Annotated in this window: 12 protein-coding genes; 3 read left to right on the top strand and 9 right to left on the bottom strand. The window is 72.3% G+C overall.

Annotated elements, in window-relative coordinates; genetic code table 11:
- Positions 1 to 143 precede the first annotated feature (143 nt).
- A complete protein-coding gene (locus tag ACIBK1_RS11725; RefSeq protein WP_030505724.1) occupies positions 144 to 1,178 on the top strand; it encodes an isopenicillin N synthase family dioxygenase in 1,035 nt (344 codons plus the stop codon).
- A gap of 34 nt (positions 1,179 to 1,212) precedes the next feature.
- A complete protein-coding gene (locus ACIBK1_RS11730) occupies positions 1,213 to 2,343 on the top strand; it encodes a low temperature requirement protein A (protein ID WP_051761195.1) in 1,131 nt (376 codons plus the stop codon).
- A 12-nt stretch (positions 2,344 to 2,355) separates the two neighbouring features.
- On the opposite strand, the gene ACIBK1_RS11735 is transcribed toward ACIBK1_RS11730, so the two are convergent.
- The 5 genes from ACIBK1_RS11735 to ACIBK1_RS11755 all read right to left on the bottom strand — a co-directional run bounded on the left by ACIBK1_RS11735 (position 2,356) and on the right by ACIBK1_RS11755 (position 10,000).
- Entirely contained in the window at positions 2,356 to 3,639 is a 1,284-nt protein-coding gene (locus tag ACIBK1_RS11735) for a GH1 family beta-glucosidase (protein ID WP_396734278.1), read from the bottom strand.
- Positions 3,636 to 4,643: a LacI family DNA-binding transcriptional regulator gene (locus ACIBK1_RS11740; RefSeq protein WP_076434442.1), complete on the bottom strand. Its 1,008-nt coding sequence runs from the start codon at positions 4,641 to 4,643 to the stop codon at positions 3,636 to 3,638. The genes ACIBK1_RS11735 and ACIBK1_RS11740 overlap by 4 nt, the downstream gene beginning before the upstream one ends.
- Entirely contained in the window at positions 4,634 to 7,447 is a 2,814-nt protein-coding gene (locus ACIBK1_RS11745) for a glycoside hydrolase family 3 C-terminal domain-containing protein (protein WP_396734281.1), read from the bottom strand. Before ACIBK1_RS11745 ends, ACIBK1_RS11740 begins: the two co-directional genes overlap by 10 nt.
- A gap of 305 nt (positions 7,448 to 7,752) precedes the next feature.
- Complete coding sequence (locus tag ACIBK1_RS11750; protein WP_396734284.1) at positions 7,753 to 8,667, bottom strand: TolB family protein; 915 nt, start codon at positions 8,665 to 8,667, stop codon at positions 7,753 to 7,755.
- 121 nt (positions 8,668 to 8,788) lie between these two features.
- The gene (locus ACIBK1_RS11755) at positions 8,789 to 10,000 is read right to left on the bottom strand and encodes an ROK family protein (protein WP_396734287.1); all 1,212 of its coding nucleotides are present in this window, start codon (positions 9,998 to 10,000) and stop codon (positions 8,789 to 8,791) included.
- 393 nt (positions 10,001 to 10,393) lie between these two features.
- Here ACIBK1_RS11755 and ACIBK1_RS11760 point away from each other — a divergent pair, with 393 nt between their 5' ends.
- On the top strand, positions 10,394 to 10,729 hold the full coding sequence (locus tag ACIBK1_RS11760) for a peptidylprolyl isomerase (protein ID WP_030505731.1): 336 nt from the start codon (positions 10,394 to 10,396) through the stop codon (positions 10,727 to 10,729).
- Positions 10,730 to 10,877: 148 nt separating this feature from the next.
- Here ACIBK1_RS11760 and ACIBK1_RS11765 read toward each other — a convergent pair whose 3' ends face one another.
- The 4 genes from ACIBK1_RS11765 to ACIBK1_RS11780 all read right to left on the bottom strand — a co-directional run bounded on the left by ACIBK1_RS11765 (position 10,878) and on the right by ACIBK1_RS11780 (position 16,462).
- Complete coding sequence (locus ACIBK1_RS11765; protein ID WP_030505732.1) at positions 10,878 to 11,132, bottom strand: hypothetical protein; 255 nt, start codon at positions 11,130 to 11,132, stop codon at positions 10,878 to 10,880.
- A 66-nt stretch (positions 11,133 to 11,198) separates the two neighbouring features.
- A complete protein-coding gene (locus ACIBK1_RS11770; RefSeq protein WP_030505733.1) occupies positions 11,199 to 12,575 on the bottom strand; it encodes a hypothetical protein in 1,377 nt (458 codons plus the stop codon).
- Positions 12,576 to 13,553: 978 nt separating this feature from the next.
- The gene (locus ACIBK1_RS11775) at positions 13,554 to 14,945 is read right to left on the bottom strand and encodes a serine/threonine-protein kinase (RefSeq protein ID WP_396734291.1); all 1,392 of its coding nucleotides are present in this window, start codon (positions 14,943 to 14,945) and stop codon (positions 13,554 to 13,556) included.
- 2 nt (positions 14,946 to 14,947) lie between these two features.
- Positions 14,948 to 16,462 carry a serine/threonine-protein kinase gene (locus ACIBK1_RS11780; RefSeq protein ID WP_396734294.1) on the bottom strand — a complete coding sequence of 505 codons (1,515 nt, stop codon included), beginning with the start codon at positions 16,460 to 16,462 and terminating at the stop codon, positions 14,948 to 14,950.
- Positions 16,463 to 16,998 lie beyond the last annotated feature (536 nt).

Here is a 16,998-nt window from a genome sequence, read left to right on the forward strand (position 1 = left end):
ACCCTTAAGGGCGTTATTAATCGGTAACGGAACAAACCGGACGAGATGGTCCCGTTGGGTCGAAGTGCTGACACGCGCCACACGACCGGCAAGCGGGTAAAGGAGCCTTCCGAGCGGCCCTCCCGGATGGTGGGATATGGGGTATGAACGCCGCCGGACCACTGCCGGTGATCGACGTCACCGCCCTCACCGGCCCCGGGACGGGCCCCGGGACCGGCCCCACCGCGGGCCACGCGCGCGCCGAGGTCGCACGCCGGATCGAGGCCGCCTGCCTGGACAGCGGTTTCTTCTACATCACCGGCCACGGGGTGCCCGAGGCCCTGATCGCGGAGCTCAGGGACGCCGCGGCGCGCTTCTTCCGGCTGCCGGAGGAGCACAAGTCGCGCATCTCCATGGAACGCGGCGGACGGGCCTGGCGCGGATACTTCCCCGTCGGCGGCGAGCTCACCTCCGGCCGGCCCGACCTCAAGGAGGGCGTCTACTTCGGCGCCGAGCTCGACCCCGACGACCCCCGGCCGCTGCACGGACGCAACCTCTTCCCCGAGGAGGTGCCCGAACTGCGCCGGGCCGTGCTCGCGTACATGGACGCCCTCACCCACGCGGGGCAGGCGGTCATGCGGGGCGTGGCGCTGAGCCTGGGACTCGACGAGGACTACTTCGCCGCCGGTTACACGGCCACGCCCACGATCCTGTTCCGGATCTTCCACTATCCGCCGCCGACGTACGCCGGCCCGGAGGAGTGGGGGGTCGGCGAGCACACCGACTACGGTCTGCTGACGCTGCTGCTCCAGGACGACAATCCCGGCCTCCAGGTGCACACCTCCCGCGGCTGGATCGAGGCGCCGCCCATCCCCGGCACCCTGGTCTGCAACATCGGCGACATGCTCGACAAGCTGACCGGCGGCCTGTATCGGTCGACCCCGCACCGCGTGCGCAACGCCACGGGCCGCGGCAGGCTCTCCTTCCCCTTCTTCTTCGACCCGGGCTGGGACTGCGAGGTGCCGCCGCTGCCCTCCCTGCCCGCCCGCGAGGGGGGCCGCGCCCGCTGGGACGGCCTGGACCTGCGGGCCTTCACCGGCACGTACGGCGACTACCTGACCGCGAAGGTCGCCAAGGTGTTTCCGGGACTCGGCGACCGGGTGCTGCCTCCGGCCTCCGGAGCACGTGAAAATATGTAATCAAGAAAGCGGTGTAACCGGCACAATAAGCGCCATGCCTCTCCCCCGCTGGTTCGCCGAGCGCGTCGAGCCGACCGCTCCGGACGCAGAACTGCGCGTCTCCACAATCGAGCTCTTCTTCGACCTCGTCTTCGTCTTCACGATCACGCAGCTCACGTCGCTGCTGGTGGACGACTTCACCCGGCGGAACGGAGCGGGGTTCACCGGCCAGGGCACCGTGCAGGCGGTCCTGATCTTCGGTCTGCTCTGGTGGATGTACTCCGGCTACGCCTGGCTCACCAACACCGTGCCGCCGGAGCGCGCGGCCCGGCGGGTGCTGATCCTGTGCGGCATGGCCGGATTCCTGATCATGGCCCTGGCCATCCCGCACACATTCTCGGGCAGCGGCGTGGCGTTCGCCGTCGGCTACCTCGTCATCGTGCTCGTTCACGGCGGGCTCTATCTGCAGGCGACGGCCGCCATCGCCCGGGTCGTGCCGTTCAACCTGGCCGCGACCGCGCTCGTCTTCGCCGCCGCCTTCGCCGGTTCGCCGTGGAACTACGCGCTGTGGACGGCGGCCCTCGTGCTGATCTGGCTGAGCCCGATCTTCATCGGGCAGAAGGGCTTTCCCCTGCACCCCGCGCACATCGTCGAACGGCACGGCCTGCTCGTCATCATCGTGCTGGGCGAGTCGATCGTGGCGATCGGCATCGGGGCGACCGACGGCCACCCGGGCGCGGCGCTGATCATCGCGGCCCTGCTGGGCCTCGCCCTCACCGCGTCGCTGTGGTGGGTGTACTTCGGACGCGGCGAGAGCGGGCCCGAGCACGCGTTGATGCGGGCCGACGTCGTCCAGCGGACACGGCTCATCCTGGGCGCGTACTTCTACGCCCACATCCCGATCCTGCTCGGGATCGTCGCGACGGCGGCCGGAATCAAGAAGGCCGTCGGCCACGACCACCTCGGCCTGGGCCCCGCCGTCGCGCTGGCCGGGGGAACCGCGCTGTTCCTGCTCGGCGACCTGTGGTTCCGCCGGGTGCTCGGGATGGGACGGACCGCCGTGCGGGTCGCCGCTGCGCTGCTGGCCGCGGCGACCGTCCCGATCGGCCTGTGGTCGTCGGCCGCCCACCTCGGCGCGCTGGTCGTCCTGCTGGTCGCGATGATCTGCGTGGAGACCGTCCTGTAGGGGCCGGCCGCCTCAGTCCGCCAGGCCGTTCCCGGCGATCACCTCGCGATACCAGCGGGCGCTGTCGCGCGGCGTGCGCTCCAGCGTGTCGTAGTCGACGCGGACGAGCCCGAACCGCTTCTGGTAGCCCCGGGCCCACTCGAAGTTGTCCATCAGCGACCACACGAAGTAGCCGCGCAGGTCGGCGCCCCGGTCCATCGCCGACCGGGCGGCGCGGAAGTGGGCGTCGAGGTAGGAGATCCGGCTGGGGTCGGACACCCCGTCGGGAACGGCGGCCCCGTTCTCCGTGATCATCAGGGGCACGCCCGGGTAGTCGCGCGACAGCCGTACGAGCAGGTCCTCGAGACCGGCGGGGTTGATCTCCCAGTCCATCTCGGTGACCTCACCGTGCGGGTCCTCCCAGGCGATGCCCTCGCTGCCCGGATACTCCAGATGCCCCTCGGACGAGGGGTCGGCGACCACCCGGTTGACCGTGTAGTAGTTGACGCCGAGCACGTCGATCGGCTGCGCGATCGTCGGCAGGTCGTCCAGGTTGACCTTGGTGAAACGCTCCAGGTGGGCGAGGACGTCGGCGGGGTACTCGCCACGCAGCACGGGGTCGAGGAACAGCCGGTTCGCCAGCCCGTCGATCAGGCGGGCCGGCTCGGGGTCGCCGAGGATCGGCGTCAGGTTGAGCGTCAGCGAGACGGACTCCGCGCCCCCCGCCCGCAGCGCCTGCACGGCCAGGCCGTGCCCGAGCATCAGGTTGTGGGCGGCGGTGAACGCGGCGGCCGGGTCGGTCACCCCGGGCGCGTGCCGGCCCGAACCGTGCCCGACGAACGCCGACACCCAGGGCTCGTTGAGCGTCGTCCAGAGGCCGACGCGGTCGCCGAGTCGCCGGTGTACGACGGCGGCGTAGTCGGCGAACCGGAAGGCCGTCTCACGGTTGGTCCAGCCGCCCGTGTCCTGCAGCGTCTGCGGGAGGTCCCAGTGATAGAGCGTCGCGACGGGCGTGATGCCCTTGGCGAGCAGGGCGTCGACGAGCCGGTCGTAGAAGCTCAGGTCGGCCAGGCGCGGCCAGGCCACCGAGAACCGGTAGGCCTTGAGCCCCAGCCACGCCATGATCTCGACGTCCTCGAGATAGCGGTGGTAGTGATCGCAGGCCACGTCGCCGGTGTGGCCGTCGGCGACCATCCCGGGGGTGTGGGAGAAGGTGTCCCAGATCGAGGGGACGCGACCGTCGGCGTGGACCGCTCCTTCGATCTGGTACGACGCGGTCGCGGCCCCCCAAAGAAAGCCGTCGGGAAAAGAGGTCATCGTGAACTTTCGCGAATCGTCAGCCGAGGTTCGAGGAGCGTCGACTCCGGCACGGCCTGGCCCTCCAGCTTGGCCATGAGCAGCCGGACCGCCTGCCTGCCGACGTCCTCGGCGGGAATGAGCACGGAGGTCAGCGCGGGGCTGGCCCGCTCGGCGATGTCGTCCGGGCAGATCGCCACCACCGAGACGTCCTCGGGCACCCGCCTCCCGAGGATCCGCAACGCCCCCAGCACATGGCCGGCGGCCGCCTCGTTGTGCACGACGAGCCCGGACAGCCCCGGCCGCTCGTCGAGGAGCAGCTTCACGGCGGCGTGGATCTCGTCGAACGACTCCTCGCAGGGCCGTGCGTCGGCCTCGATGCCGTGCCGCCGGGCCGCCTCGACGAAACCCGCCATCGTCCGCTCCGCGAAACCCGTGCCGCGCTCGTAGACCACGCGCGGCGCGCCGAGCAGCGCGATCTCGCGATGCCCGAGGTCGGCCAGGTGGTCGGCGCACAGCGCCCCGGCGTGGGCGAAGTCGAGGTCGACGCAGGTCAGCCCCTCGGGGTCGGCGGGGAAACCGATCAGCACGCTCGGCTCGGCGAGCTTGCGCAGCAGCGGCACGCGGGGGTCGTGGATCTCCACGTCCATCAGCAACAGCCCGTCGACCAGCGCGCTGGCCGCCACCCGATGCAGCCCGTCCGCCCCCTCGTCGGCCGTCATGAGCAGCACGTCGTGGTCGTACTGGCGGGCCGTGGTGACGACCGAGGTCGCGAACTGCATCAGGACCGGCAGGTTCATGCCGGCCCGCAGCGGCAGCACCAGGGCGATGACCTTCGCTCGCTTGCTCGCCAGCGCGCGGGCGCCGGCGTTGGGGTGGTAACCGAGGACCCGCACGCTGTCCAGGACCCGCTGCCGGGTGGTCGCCGAGATCGCCCGCTTGCCGCTCAGCACGTACGAGACCGTGCTGACGGCCACCCCCGCGTGCTTGGCGACGTCGGCGATCGTCACGGTCCTCACGGGCAGAACCCCAGCGCGCTCACCGTGACCCCCTCGCTCTCGTACACCACATAAAGATCGCGCACTCCCGCGGCTCCCGCCAGAGGGGTGCTCACCTCCACGAAATCATGCCTGGTCGCCGTGGGCGGGACGCTGACCGCGCCGGCGACCTCGCCGATCAGAGGATCGTCGAGCCGGAGCGTGACCACGCCCCCCTCGTCGCTCGACACCGCGAGCACGCAGGCGGACGAGCCCCGATCGCCGAGGTCGCAGTCCTTGAAGGCGACCCACGCCCCCGGTCCCGTGGAGCGGACCGCGTCGCCGGAGTCGAGAGCGGCGTCGCACAGCACCACACCGTCGTACTCGTCGTGATCGGCCGCGTCCAGTGGCCCCGAGGTCAGATCACGCGGCGGGATTCGTTCGCCGCGCACGCGGAACGACGCGCACAGCCGGATGTCCCCCGACGATGCGCCCACCTGCACCTTGTGCGTGGCCTCCTCGACCACGAACCTGCCGCGCGTCACGTCCCAGAAGGCCAGGTCGGCGACCGGCACGTCCACCGACACCGTACGGCTCTCGCCCGGCGCGAGCCGCACCTTGACGAAGCCGCGCAGTTGGCGCAGCGGCTGCTTCACCCGGGAGCGCCGCTGGTGGGTGTAGAACTGCACGACCTCCTCCCCCTCGCGCTCGCCCGCGTTCGTCACGGTCACCCGGGCGGTCAGTGTGCCGCCCTCGGCGAGGTCGGCCGACGACAGCTCCAGATCGGAGTAGGCGAAGCGGGTGTAGCTCAAACCGTGCCCGAACGGGTAGAGCGGCCGGCCACGGTAGTAGAGGTAGGTGGCGTCCGAGGCGATGATGTCGTAGTCGAACAGGTCCGGCAGGTCGGCGGCCGAGCGGTACCACGTCTGGGTGAGGCGGCCGCCCGGTCCGTCGTCGCCGAGCAGCACGCCGGCGAGCGCGTGGCCGTACTCCTGGCCGCCGTGGGCCGACCAGACGATCGCGGGCAGGTGCTCCTGTGCCCAGGTCACGGCGAAGGGGTAGCCGCTGGAGACCACCAGCACGGTCGCCGGGTTGGCCGCGTGGACGGCCTTCAGCAGGGCCTCCTGCCGCTCGGGCAGCGCCAGCGTCGCGCGGTCCTCGGTCTCGCGGCCGTTCACCAGCGGGTGGTCGCCCAGCACGACGATCGCGACGTCGGCGCGGGCCGCCGCCTCCGCCGCGCGGGCCGCGCCGCTCTCCACCGGCTCCAGGGACAGCACGGACGCGGCGTCGGGGTCGTCGGTCGTGCGCACGACGCCGTCGGCCACGGTGACGTACCGGCCCGAGGAGATGTTGCGCAGCACCACGCCCCTCGGCCGCTCCTCGATCCGGAAGGTCTGGCGCACCTCCCAGCCGTTCGGTCCCGGCTGGTCGTTGGACAGCACGCCGTCCTCGCCCGCCGACACGTGCCGCCCGTTGGCGCAGGAGCGGAACGCGAACGCGCCGCCGCCCCAGTCGAACACGTCGAAGCAGGAGCGCTCGCTCCCCACGTGCAGCGGCCCGCCGTCGGGGTCGGCGGACGCGCCGACGTACCCGCCCTCGGTGCGCAGCGCCACCCGGTCGGCGCCCTCGCAGTAGACGGTCTCGCACCGCTCGGCGAGCCCCGCCAGGGCCGTGACCTGGTAGGGCAGCGTGCCGCTGTACCAGTCCTTGAACAACGCGTCGGCAAGCGGGCCGATCACCGCGACCGTACGCGGGGCGGCCAGCGGGAGCAGACCGTCGTTCTTCAGCAGGGTGATCGACTGGCGGGCCGCCTCCCGGGCGAGACGCCGGTGCTCGGGGCTGTTGACGACGTCGTGGGTGATGTCGTCGTACGGCGTGGCGGGGTCGAACTCGCCGAGCCGCACCCGGATCGACAGCGTGTGCCGGGCGGCGGCGTCGACGTCGGCCTCGGTCAGCAGGCCGCGGTCGAGCGCGGCCCTGACGTGGCCCAGGGTGGCGGCGGTGTCCGCGTCGTCCTGGGTGAAGCTGTCCAGCCCGGCCTTGATCGCGTGCGCGTACGCCTCCGGCAGGTCCTTGTGGTAGCCCTGTAGCCCGGCGAGGTTCCCCGGCGCGTACGCGTCGCTGACCACGAGGACGTCGTCGGGCGCCCACGTCCGCAGGTGACTGCCGATCAGCGGCGACAGGTGCGCGGGCCGCCCGTTGACGAGGTTGTACGACGGCATGACGGCCACCGCGGCCCCCGACTCGACGGCCGGGCGGAACGCCTTGAGCTCGTATTCGTGCAGCACCCGCGGCGGCAGGCCGCTGGAGGTCACGCACCGGTCGGTCTCGTTGTTGTAGCCCAGGAAGTGCTTCAGCGTGGGCGCCGTCTTCAGCACGGCGTGGCCGCCGCGCAGGCCGCGGGCGTAGGCCGTGCCCATGACGCCGGTCAGCCAGGGGTCCTCGGAGTAGCCCTCCTCGTTGCGGCCCCAGCGCGGGTCGCGCAGCGGGTTGACCACCGGCGCCCAGACGTTGCGGCCCACGCTCTGCGGGTCCTTGTGGTGATAGGCCATGACCTCGTCGCCGGTCGCCTCGCCCACCTGGCGGACCAGGTCCGGGTTCCAGGTGCTGGCCAGGCCGACGGCCTGGGGGAAGACGGTGGCCGGGCCGTGCCAGGCCAGGCCGTGCAGGGCCTCGGTGCCGGTGCGGAAGCCCCGCAGGCCGAGCCGTTCCACCGGCGCCTGGTATTGGTGCAGCAGGCCGATCTTCTCGTCGAGCGTGAGCCTGCCGAGCAGGTCGTCCACCCGTTCGGCGGGAGACAGCGCGGGGTTCCGGAATGCCGGGTCCTGGTCATGTCTCGCCGGTTCGTTCATCTGGAGACTCACCCTTCGCGTCGAAGCGCTTCGATGACCTGCCGAAAAACGCGCCCATGGGGGCGTCGCGAGGATCCGCATGTTCGGTTGGAGAAGCGCCGCTGTCGAAGCGCTTCGAAAGGGTTACCGGAAGTTTCCGTCGTGTAAATCCGGGCTTATCCGGAAGAGTGCCCTCATCCTCGGCTCAGGTCAAGACCCCCGTCGCACCGGCTTTCACCCCGATGTCCCATCGGTGTCGACGGGCGCGGGCCGGAGTCCCGGCCGGTCCGCGCCCGCCCCTTCCGGCCGCGGCCGGAAGCCTCAGGTCAGCCGACGATCTGCAGCAGCGCCTGCCGCCTGGCCGCGGCGGGCTCGGCCAGGCGCTGCACCTGCCTGCCGTTCTTGTCGAGCACGACGAGGGTGTTGGCGGTGCGCCCGGCGACCCGGACGACCAGACGGCCGTCGCGCAGGTAGAAGGCGCCGATGAGCGAGCCCTTCACCGGGATGGCGATCTTCTTTCCCGTGGTCACGTCGACCACGGCCGGGCGGAAGCCTCCCGGCCAGGAGCCGTCGCCCCCCGGCGCGTTCCTCGACAGCGGCGCCACGACGACCTTCGAGCCGTCGGGCGACAGGCTCTGCACGTGGTTGGCGAGGCCGACGCCCCTGACCTTGGTCGCCTTGCCGGTCTTCACGTCGAGGCGGTACACGCCCTCGGTCGTCCCGGCGTACCCGGCGAGGTAGCGGCCGCCCGCCGACCAGGCCAGGTGGCACACCCCGAGGGTCGTGCCCGCCTTCCTGCGGCCCCTGCCGTCGGCGCCGACGACCGAGACGGCGGCCGCGTCGGAGTTGCCCTTCCCCACGTACGCGACCTGCCTGGAGTCGGGCGACCAGACCGGGGTGGCGCACGGGAACCCGGCCGCGGCGCCCTTGGCCGCGGTCGTGACCCTGCGGCCGTCGCCGACCCGCACGTACCCGGCGGCGGTGATCCAGGCGAGCTTCCTGCCGTCCGGGGAGGCGGAGAACTGGCTCGTCATCGGCATGGCGCCCAGCTTCGTGAAGCCCTTGCCTGGCTCATAACGGCTGACCGGGAACCCCTTGCCGTACGAGAGGTAGACGGCGACCCCGGTGAGGGGTTTGGGCGCGGCGGAGGCCGCGGCCGGAGCGGCGGACGCGGGGGCGGCCAGTGCGGGGGCGGCCAGCGCGGCCGTGAGCGCGGTGCAGAGCAGCAGGCGAGTCTTCATGATGGTCCAATTCGTCGACAGTGCGTTGTTCGACGCATCACGCCCCGGCCGGGTTCGCATCGCCCTCGATATTCGTACGGCTGCCGCGGGGAACGGCCCGCCCGGCCCCGGGGGACGACGGTCAGCGCTGCGCGGGCAGGCGCCCGGAGTCGACCGAGTCGAGCACCCGCGCGGCGGCCCCGAGCGCGGCCGCGCCGTACCCGAGCGTGGACACCTCCAGGCGGCAGCCTCCCCCGCCGGGGGCGAGCACCCTGCCGAACATCTCCTCCTCCGCGCACGCGACGAGCCAGGGCGCCAGCGGCACGTAGTAGCCCCCGAGGATCACCACCTCCGGGTTGAGCAGGTTGGCCACGGCGGCCATTCCCCTGCCGAGGTGGCGTCCCACGCCCTCCAGCAGCGCGAGGATGTCCGGCTCGCCGTCGCGGGCGCGCCGTACGACCTCGTCGATCTCGAGTTCGAGCTCGGACGGCGAGGCGTCGGGCGCCGTGTGGGCGAGGATCGCGCCGATCCCGCCGACGGCCTCCAGGCAGCCGCGCCGGCCGCAGCGGCAGGTGGGCCCGGCGGGGTCGATCTCGATGTGACCGATCTCTCCGCTGAAGCCCTGCCCGCCCCGCCTGAGCCGGCCGTCCATGACGATGCCCGCGCCCACGCCGACCTCGCCGGTCACGTAGACGAGGTTGGCGGCGTTGCGGTGGGGCCCGAACCGGTGCTCGGCCAGGGCGGCGAGGTTGGCGTCGTTGTCCACGAGCACGGGGAAGCCGGGGTCGCGCAGCGCCTTGGTGAGGTCGCCCGCCAGGTCCGCGTCACGCCAGCCCAGGTTGGGGGCGACCCGCACGATCCCGTTGACGTCGACCAGCCCGGGCACGGCCACGGTCAGGCCGAGCACCTGCCGGGCCTCCTTGGTCATCCGGCTGACGACCCGCCGGGCGAGCGCCGCCATGGCGACGACCGCCTGGGCCGCGCTGGAGGTCCCGCCGGGAAAGGACCGCCGCCAGTTCAGGAGCTCCTCGCCCTTGAGGTCCACCGCGACCGCCGTGATGTAGTCGACGTTGACCTCGATGCCGATCGCGGCGTACGGCGAGCCGTCCAGGACGAGCATGGTGGCGGGCCGGCCCACGCGGTGCTCGGTCAGGCCGGTCTCCCGGAGCAGTCGCCGGTCGATGAGGTCGGCGACCAGGCTGGACACGGTGGCCTTGTTGAGGCCCGTCGAGGCGGCGATGTCGGCACGCGAGCAGGGGGCGTTCTCCCGGACGAACCGCAGCACGACCGCGAGGTTGGTCGCCCGCACGTCGGTGAAGTCGGCCGGCTGTGGCCCGTTGTGCGATGTGATCAATGTCCGCCCCGTTCCCGCTCGGGCTCATCATGCCGCAATTGCAAGCAATTTGACACGACAGCAGCGGCCGGAGTCGTGGCACTCGCGAACGCACGGGCAGCGCCGCGCCCGGCTTGGCACCGGCCACCGGTCCCAGCGCCTCCCGGGTAACCTGGTGGCACTCGCTCCTCCGTCATTTGTTTGGCTACGAAACTAACTAAAAGACTACCGTGGAGCGTCATGTGAATCCAGGGGCAAGCACCCGGGCGAGATGAGCGGGCCCCGGCGGGCCCTCGGCCGGCACCGGAAACACGGGCGCCGGAAACACGGACGCCGGAAGGCCGAACACAGAGCAAACGGAGTGCAAACGGGAATCAACCGCCATAGGCGAGTCTGAGCCCCGTGAAGAGGGATATGTCGCATTACCTCGGCGAGTTGCTCGTGTGGGAGATCGAGGACTATCTCCGTGCCCGATCGGCCCGGCCGGAGCGGGCCCGGGTGGCCCGCATCCGGGTGCCCGACCGGCCCGCGGCCGAGACGGTCGCCGCCGACCTGGAGGCGGGCGGCAGTTTCTACGCCGCGGCGAGGCGTGCCATGGCGTTGGGCATGACCCTGCCGGACGACCTGTTCGGCGTGGTGACCAGGGACGAGCATCCGGAGGTGTTCGAGGCCGTGCCGGGCACCACGCTGCCGCCGAAGCGCGAGGGCGAGGGATTCCTCATCATCCGGCTGGTCGCGTTCGAGCCCTGACATACGGCATGAGGGCCTCCCGCGGGAGTCGATCCCGCTCGGAGGCCCTCACGACTGTCACGGTGGCCCGCCGCCCTTGGGCGTGTCCGGCAAAACAAGCCGCGCCGCGCTCCGCTCCCCCAGCCGGTGAACGGTGGCGGACTGCGCACTAGCGTGCGACGGCACCGGTGACCTCTCTGTCGACAATCCTGGTCGCGCCGGCCTCCCGGGCGCAGTGCGCGCAGCAGAACCAGCGGCCGTCGAGCTCGGAGCCGTGGCCCACGATGCGGCACCCGCAGTGCTCGCATACCGGCGCCATCCGGCTGATGGCGCATTCGAAACTGTCGAAGACGTGCACCGCTCCCTGCGTGTGCACTTCGAAGGCCATGTCGTAATCGTTGCCGCAGACCTCACAGGTAGCCATGGTTTTCCCCCCGTCGACTCGCGGTCGAGGGGGGAAATACCCGCGTGAACCTGCACGAACACCGGCTTACAGGGCGCCGAGCAGGGCTTTGGCCACGGACTTCGCCCCGGTGGCCGCCTCCTTCGGGTCCATGAGGACGGAGTCGGGCGCGTTGATCGGTGTGTTCTCCGGACGGTCGCTGCCCGACAGCAGCACCCATATGACGTTCTTGCCGTCCAGCGCGTAGATCTCGTACCGGTTGCCCTGGGCCGTGTCGGTGCGTTGCCGGATCGCCTGGCCGAACGCCTCCTGCCCGAAGCCGGCCAGCTTCTCGACCTTGCCCCACTTGATGCCGCCGATCTCGCTGCTCGCCGTGAACTTGGTCTTCGAGCGCTGATCGATGAGGTAGTAACGGGCGGATTCCGCGTCCCAGAAGGTGTGGATGGCGACACGCAGGTTGCGCCACCGGACCTTGCCTCCGCCGAGCGGCAGCTTCTCGTTCCACCACTGGCACTGGGAGACGTTCGAGTGGCCCTCCTTGCTCCGCACCGCCGCGCCCTCGGTGTCCGGCACCAGGGTGGCGGCCAGCGTCTTGAGGCTCACGCAGGCCTTGGGCAGGGGGATCCGGGTGGGTGAGGGCGACGCTGACGGGCTCGGCTTGGGACGCGCGTGGTACGGCAGCGGCTGCCCGGCCCGCCAGGCGGTCACCGACTTGGCGAGCTGCCCGAGCAGGCCCTTCACCTCACGCAGGGCGTTCTCCTCGGTGATCGACTGCGTGCTCTCCGTCGACAGGAAATCGGCTTCCTTCTTCTTCTGGCTCGCCTCGAACTTCACCTGGAAGACCACGTCGCCCACCCGGCCGACTCCCTGGCCGAAGGAGTACCAGTACTTGTCCCCCTCCCGGGTCCATTGGTACTGCGCGGCCGCCTGGTCTCCGACGCCCTGGTACTCCCGGACCGGCGAGTAGTAGTGCTCCTCGTCCGAATGGGTCGACTGGTACTTGTACTGCTTGAACTCACCGTCGAACTGGATCCGCGCCGCCTTCTCCGCCGTGGTCGTCCCGATCGCCTCGTACTTCGACACGTTCACCGTGATCTCACGGCTGCGGGTGACGTCCTTGTACGAGATGTTCCGGTTGACCCAGCCGCACGTGTAGCGGACGTAGCTGACGAGGGTGTCGCCACGGTTGTCGTTCGTCGAGGAGTCGATCGTGGCTCCCGGCACGAGTCGCTCGGCCTCGTCCGGGTCGAGCATCGAGCACACGTCGGCGGTCGCCGCCACCGGCGCGGCCGACGCCGACTTCTCGGCCGTCGCCGCCGTCGTCGCTCCCGCCTTGGCGGGAGTCCCCGTCTGGCGCACCGTCATGAACGCGAACGTCCCCCCGGCCACCACCAGCACGGCGACGATCGCCGCCACCGGCAGCACCCACACCCGCCGCGCGGGGGCGGAGGGCTGGGTCGGCATCTGCCACAACTCGGGCGGGGGCGGCGTCGCCGCCTGCCACCCCTGCCCCGGCGTCCCAAGCGGCGGACCACCCGGCCCACCCTGCCCGCCCGGCGATGGATAGGGATTCGACTGGGGTGATCGAGACGGCTGCGGGGCGCCCCCGGGCACGGCACCCGGGTAGGCACCGGGATGGGGCTGCGGCTGCGGCCCGGGCGGCAGACCGGGATATGGGCTCGAGTACCCGCCCTGCTGCGGCTGGGAACCGGGGTACACCCCCGGCTGCGCACCCGGCTGCGAACCGAACGGCGGACCGGGCTGAGCCCCGGAAGGGCCGGGATAGGGCCCAGGGGCGGGATACCCGCCCTGCTGCGCCTGCGGACCGGGATACGCGCCCGGCTGCGGCTGGGAACCCGGCGGTGAACTTGGGTACCCGCCCAGCTGAGGCTGAGGACCGGGGTGCGCACCCGGCTGCGATTGCGGACCCGGCGGTGAACCGGGATACGCACCCGGCTGGGGACCCGAGTAGGCACCCGGCTGCGGCTGGGAAATTGGCAGTGGACCGGGATAAGCACCCGGCTGCGGCTGCGGACCCGGCGGTGAACCCGGGTACCCGCCCGGCTGCGATTGCGGACCCGGTGGTGAACCGGGATACCCACCCGGGTGAGGCGGTTGAGCCGCGGGCATGCCGGGCTGGGCCCCGGGCTGTGCGCCGGACGGCTGCGCACCCGGCTGCGAACCGAACGGCGAACCGGGCTGTGCGCCGGACGGCTGCGAACCGGGCGGCGGATCGGGCTGGGACCCGGGCGGCGGACCGTACGGGGGCGGGTACGGCGGCACTCCCGGCTGGACCGGCGCTCCCGGCTGGGGGTAGCCCTGAGGCGGGTACGGCGGCATGCCCTGCCGGGGGCGGTCGTCCCGGGGAGGCGTCTCGCCGGGCTCGACGGGGGCGTCGTCACCGCTGGTCATGGGGGTCTCCTACAGATGCTGAGCGGGAGGTCACCCGAGCCCGATGCCGACGAGTTCGGCTGCGCGCTCGGCCGTGCGCCGGTCGGCCGGGGTGACCGAGGGGTCACCGGCACGCCGGTAGGCGACCTCGACGATGAGATTGCTGCGGCGGAACCAGACCGTGGCCCCGGTGGTCCCGGCGGCGGGGTCGGAGGAGTCACAGGTGAAGGCCTCGTCGGCGATCCCGGGCCGGTCGCGCGCGGCGGCGCCCCGCGAGGCCCGCTCCGCCGCGAGGTCACGGGAGGCCGCCGCCTCCCCCTCCCCCTCCCCCTCGGACGGCAACCGGTATCCGACCGTGATCGTTCCGTCGTGGCCGGTGATGTGCTCCTTCCACTCGCATCGCCCCTCGGCGGCTTCCCCACGCGGCGTGGCGCCGAGGAGGTCACGGATCTGCGCGTCTGTCAGGCTCCGGCAGGCGTCGGGGGCGCCGGCGAAGCGCCCCGAGCCGCCCTGTTTCCCGGACAAGAGAAACCAGGCGCCCAGGCCCGCCGCAAGGCCGACCACTACCACCAGGGCCGCCACGACGACGAGGCGCCATGTTCCGGCGGGCCGTCCGGTGGGTGCGGGAGCGGGGGCGGGCTGCGCGGCGGCGGCGTGCAGGGCCTGCCGTACGACCTCGGGCGGCGGACGGCGCGCCGGGTCCTTGTCGAGCAGAGCGACCACGATCCACGCGAGCACCCGCGAGGCCCGGGTCATCGGCCGGGGCTCGTGGAGCAGGACGGCGGCGACGAGCGCGGCCGCCATGTTGCGGTGGAAGGGCGGCTCCCCTTCGACGGCGGTGTAGAGCGTGGCCCCGAGGGACCACAGGTCGGAGGGCGGCCCGTCCGGCTCGTCGCGGAACCGTTCGGGGGCCATGTAGTTGGGCGAGCCCGCCGAGCTCTGCCAGGAGTGCCCGGCGCCGCCGAGCGGCGCCGCGATCCCGAAGTCGGTGAGCAGGGCGCGGCCGTCCGGGCCGATGAGGACGTTGGCCGGTTTGACGTCGCGGTGCAGGATGCCCCGGGCGTGGGCCGCCTCCAGCGCGTCGAGCACGGCCAGCCCGATCTCGGCGACGCGTTCGGAGGCCAGCGGCCCGTCCTCCCGGATGATCTTGTCGAGGGAGCGGCCCGGCACCAGATCCATGACGATCCACGGCTGCCCGGCGTGCCCGACGACGTCGTGGACCGTCACGATGGACGGGTGGGTGAGCCGTCCGGCCGCCCGGGCCTCCTCGACGGCTCTGCCGAGGAAGTCGGCGCGCTGCCGGTCGTCCAGGTCCGGCGGGACGTGCAGCTGCTTGATCGCCACCTCCCGGCGCAGCAGCTGGTCGTGGGCGCGCCAGACCGTGCCGCCGCCGCCCTCGCCGAGCGGTTCGGCGAGGCGGTATCGCCCGGCGAGCACGTCCACGGCTAGGCCAGCCCCCTCAGGCCCTCGGCCGCCGACGCCGACGCCGCGACGGCCCGGGCTCGGAGGTCGGCCGGGGAGCTCACGTCGAGGTCGGCGTACTGGAGCCGGATGACGAGGTCGCCGAGCCTGAAGTACACGTAGACGGCCTGTGCCCTGCCCTCCGGGGTGGTGAGGTCGACGGCGAACGCCTCGTCGGCCAGGCCCGGCGTCTCCCGTCCTGCCGTCTCGATGGCCTGGGTCCTCCGGTCGAGGCCGATCTCGTACCAGAGCCAGCTCACGTCGCGCGGCCCCGACGCGTACTGCCTGCGCAGCCCTTCCATCAGCGTCTGCGCGGAGGTCGTGTCGAGCCCCCACGGCTCAGGGGTGTCGGAGTCGGTCTCGGCGCTCAGCTCGACGCCGCTGCCCTTCACGGTCCACTGGCAGCTCGTCTTCCCCGGCCGGGGCTGCGCCGAGGCGCCCAGGATCCGCCGCGCCTCCTCGGCCGGCAGCGCGCGGCACAGGTCCACGGCACCGTTGAAGGTGGGCGAGACCCGGCGTACGGGGTCGCGGGGCGGATCGCCCGCCCTGACGGAGAACACGACCGCCGCCACGGCGACCGCGACGCCTGCCACGGCGACGGCCCCGGCGGCGTACCACCATCGGAGACTCCGCTTCCGCGCCTCGATCCGCAGGCCGGGCCGGGGGCCGAGATCGGGAACGCCGCCGTCGGCCACCTGCCGCAGCAGCCTGAGCGCGGTCGCCGCGTCGGGGCGGGCGGCCGGGTCGCGCGCCATCATCCACGTCAGCACCGGGCCGAGCGGGCCCGCGAGCACCGGCGGACGGGGATCCTGGGTGAGGGTCGCCCGGATCACCTCGGAATGCGAGCCCTGGTAGGGGGCGACGCCCTCGACGGCGGTGTAGAGGGTGGCGGCGAGCGACCACAGGTCGGCGGCCGGGCCGCCGGGCGCGCCCGCGAGCCGTTCCGGGGCGATGAACCCCGGTGAGCCGACCATCAGGCCGGCCTCGGTGATCGACGCCTGGTCGGCCGGGCGGGCGATGCCGAAGTCGGTGAGGAGCACCCGGCCGTCGGCGGAGAGGAAGATATTGCCGGGCTTGACGTCCCGGTGCTGCACGCCCTCGGCGTGCGTGGCCCCCAACGCGTCGAGCAGGCGGGCGCCGAGGTCCGCCACCTGCCGGTGCGCCAGCGGCCCGTACGCGGTGATCTGCCGGGCGAGATCGTGGCCGTGCAGCAGCTCCATGACGATCCACGGCCTGCCGTCCTGGAGGAGCACGTCGTGGAGTGCGACGATCCCGGGATGCCGGACGCGCGCGGTGACCTCCGCCTCGCGCATGACCCTGGCGATCAGCTCGGCCCGCTCGCGCTCGCCGAGGCCCTCCGGGAGGCGGAGTTCCTTGATCGCGACCTCGCGGTCGAGCACGGAGTCTCTGGCCAGCCACACCGTGCCCATGCCGCCGGAGCCCAGCGGGCGCAGGAGGTGGTATCGCGAGGCCAGCGTCCCCCTCAGCGATTCGGCCATATCGGGGAGAATAGCGAAAGCGTGATCGATACGCCCGCCGCGCACAGAACCGGCCTGTCTGCCAAAGCGCCGGTTATCGGCTCAGAACGATCACCGTACGTCAGAAAAGACGCGGCGGGCAAGGGTGTGCAGCCCATAGGGGCCACGTCATCAGAGGGGGCGGAACGGGCTGCCCCACGTCTACAACTCCGTCCGGACTCGGGGGTGGGCCGCCGCCCGGACTCGGGGGTGGGCCGCCGCCCGGACTCGGGGGTGGGCCGCCGCCCGGACTCGGGGGTGGGCCGCCGTCCGGACTCGGGGGTGGGCCGCCGTCCGGACTCGGGGGTGGGCGGGTGCGGAGGCCGGCGTAAGACCGTGCCCTGTACCACCGCGCCCGCGATGGCCGCTCCCGAGGCTCACCGGACCGCAACTATCACGGCCGGCCGGAGCACCCGCCCGCTCCCGAGGCGACGCACACAACCAGAAACGACCCGTCACCTGACCCCACCCCGATGCGTCACGCACAACACACAACCAAAAGCGATCAGCCCGCTCGC

Origin of the sequence: Microbispora rosea (genome assembly GCF_044460045.1) — a bacterium.
GTDB classification, from domain to species: domain Bacteria; phylum Actinomycetota; class Actinomycetes; order Streptosporangiales; family Streptosporangiaceae; genus Microbispora; species Microbispora rosea.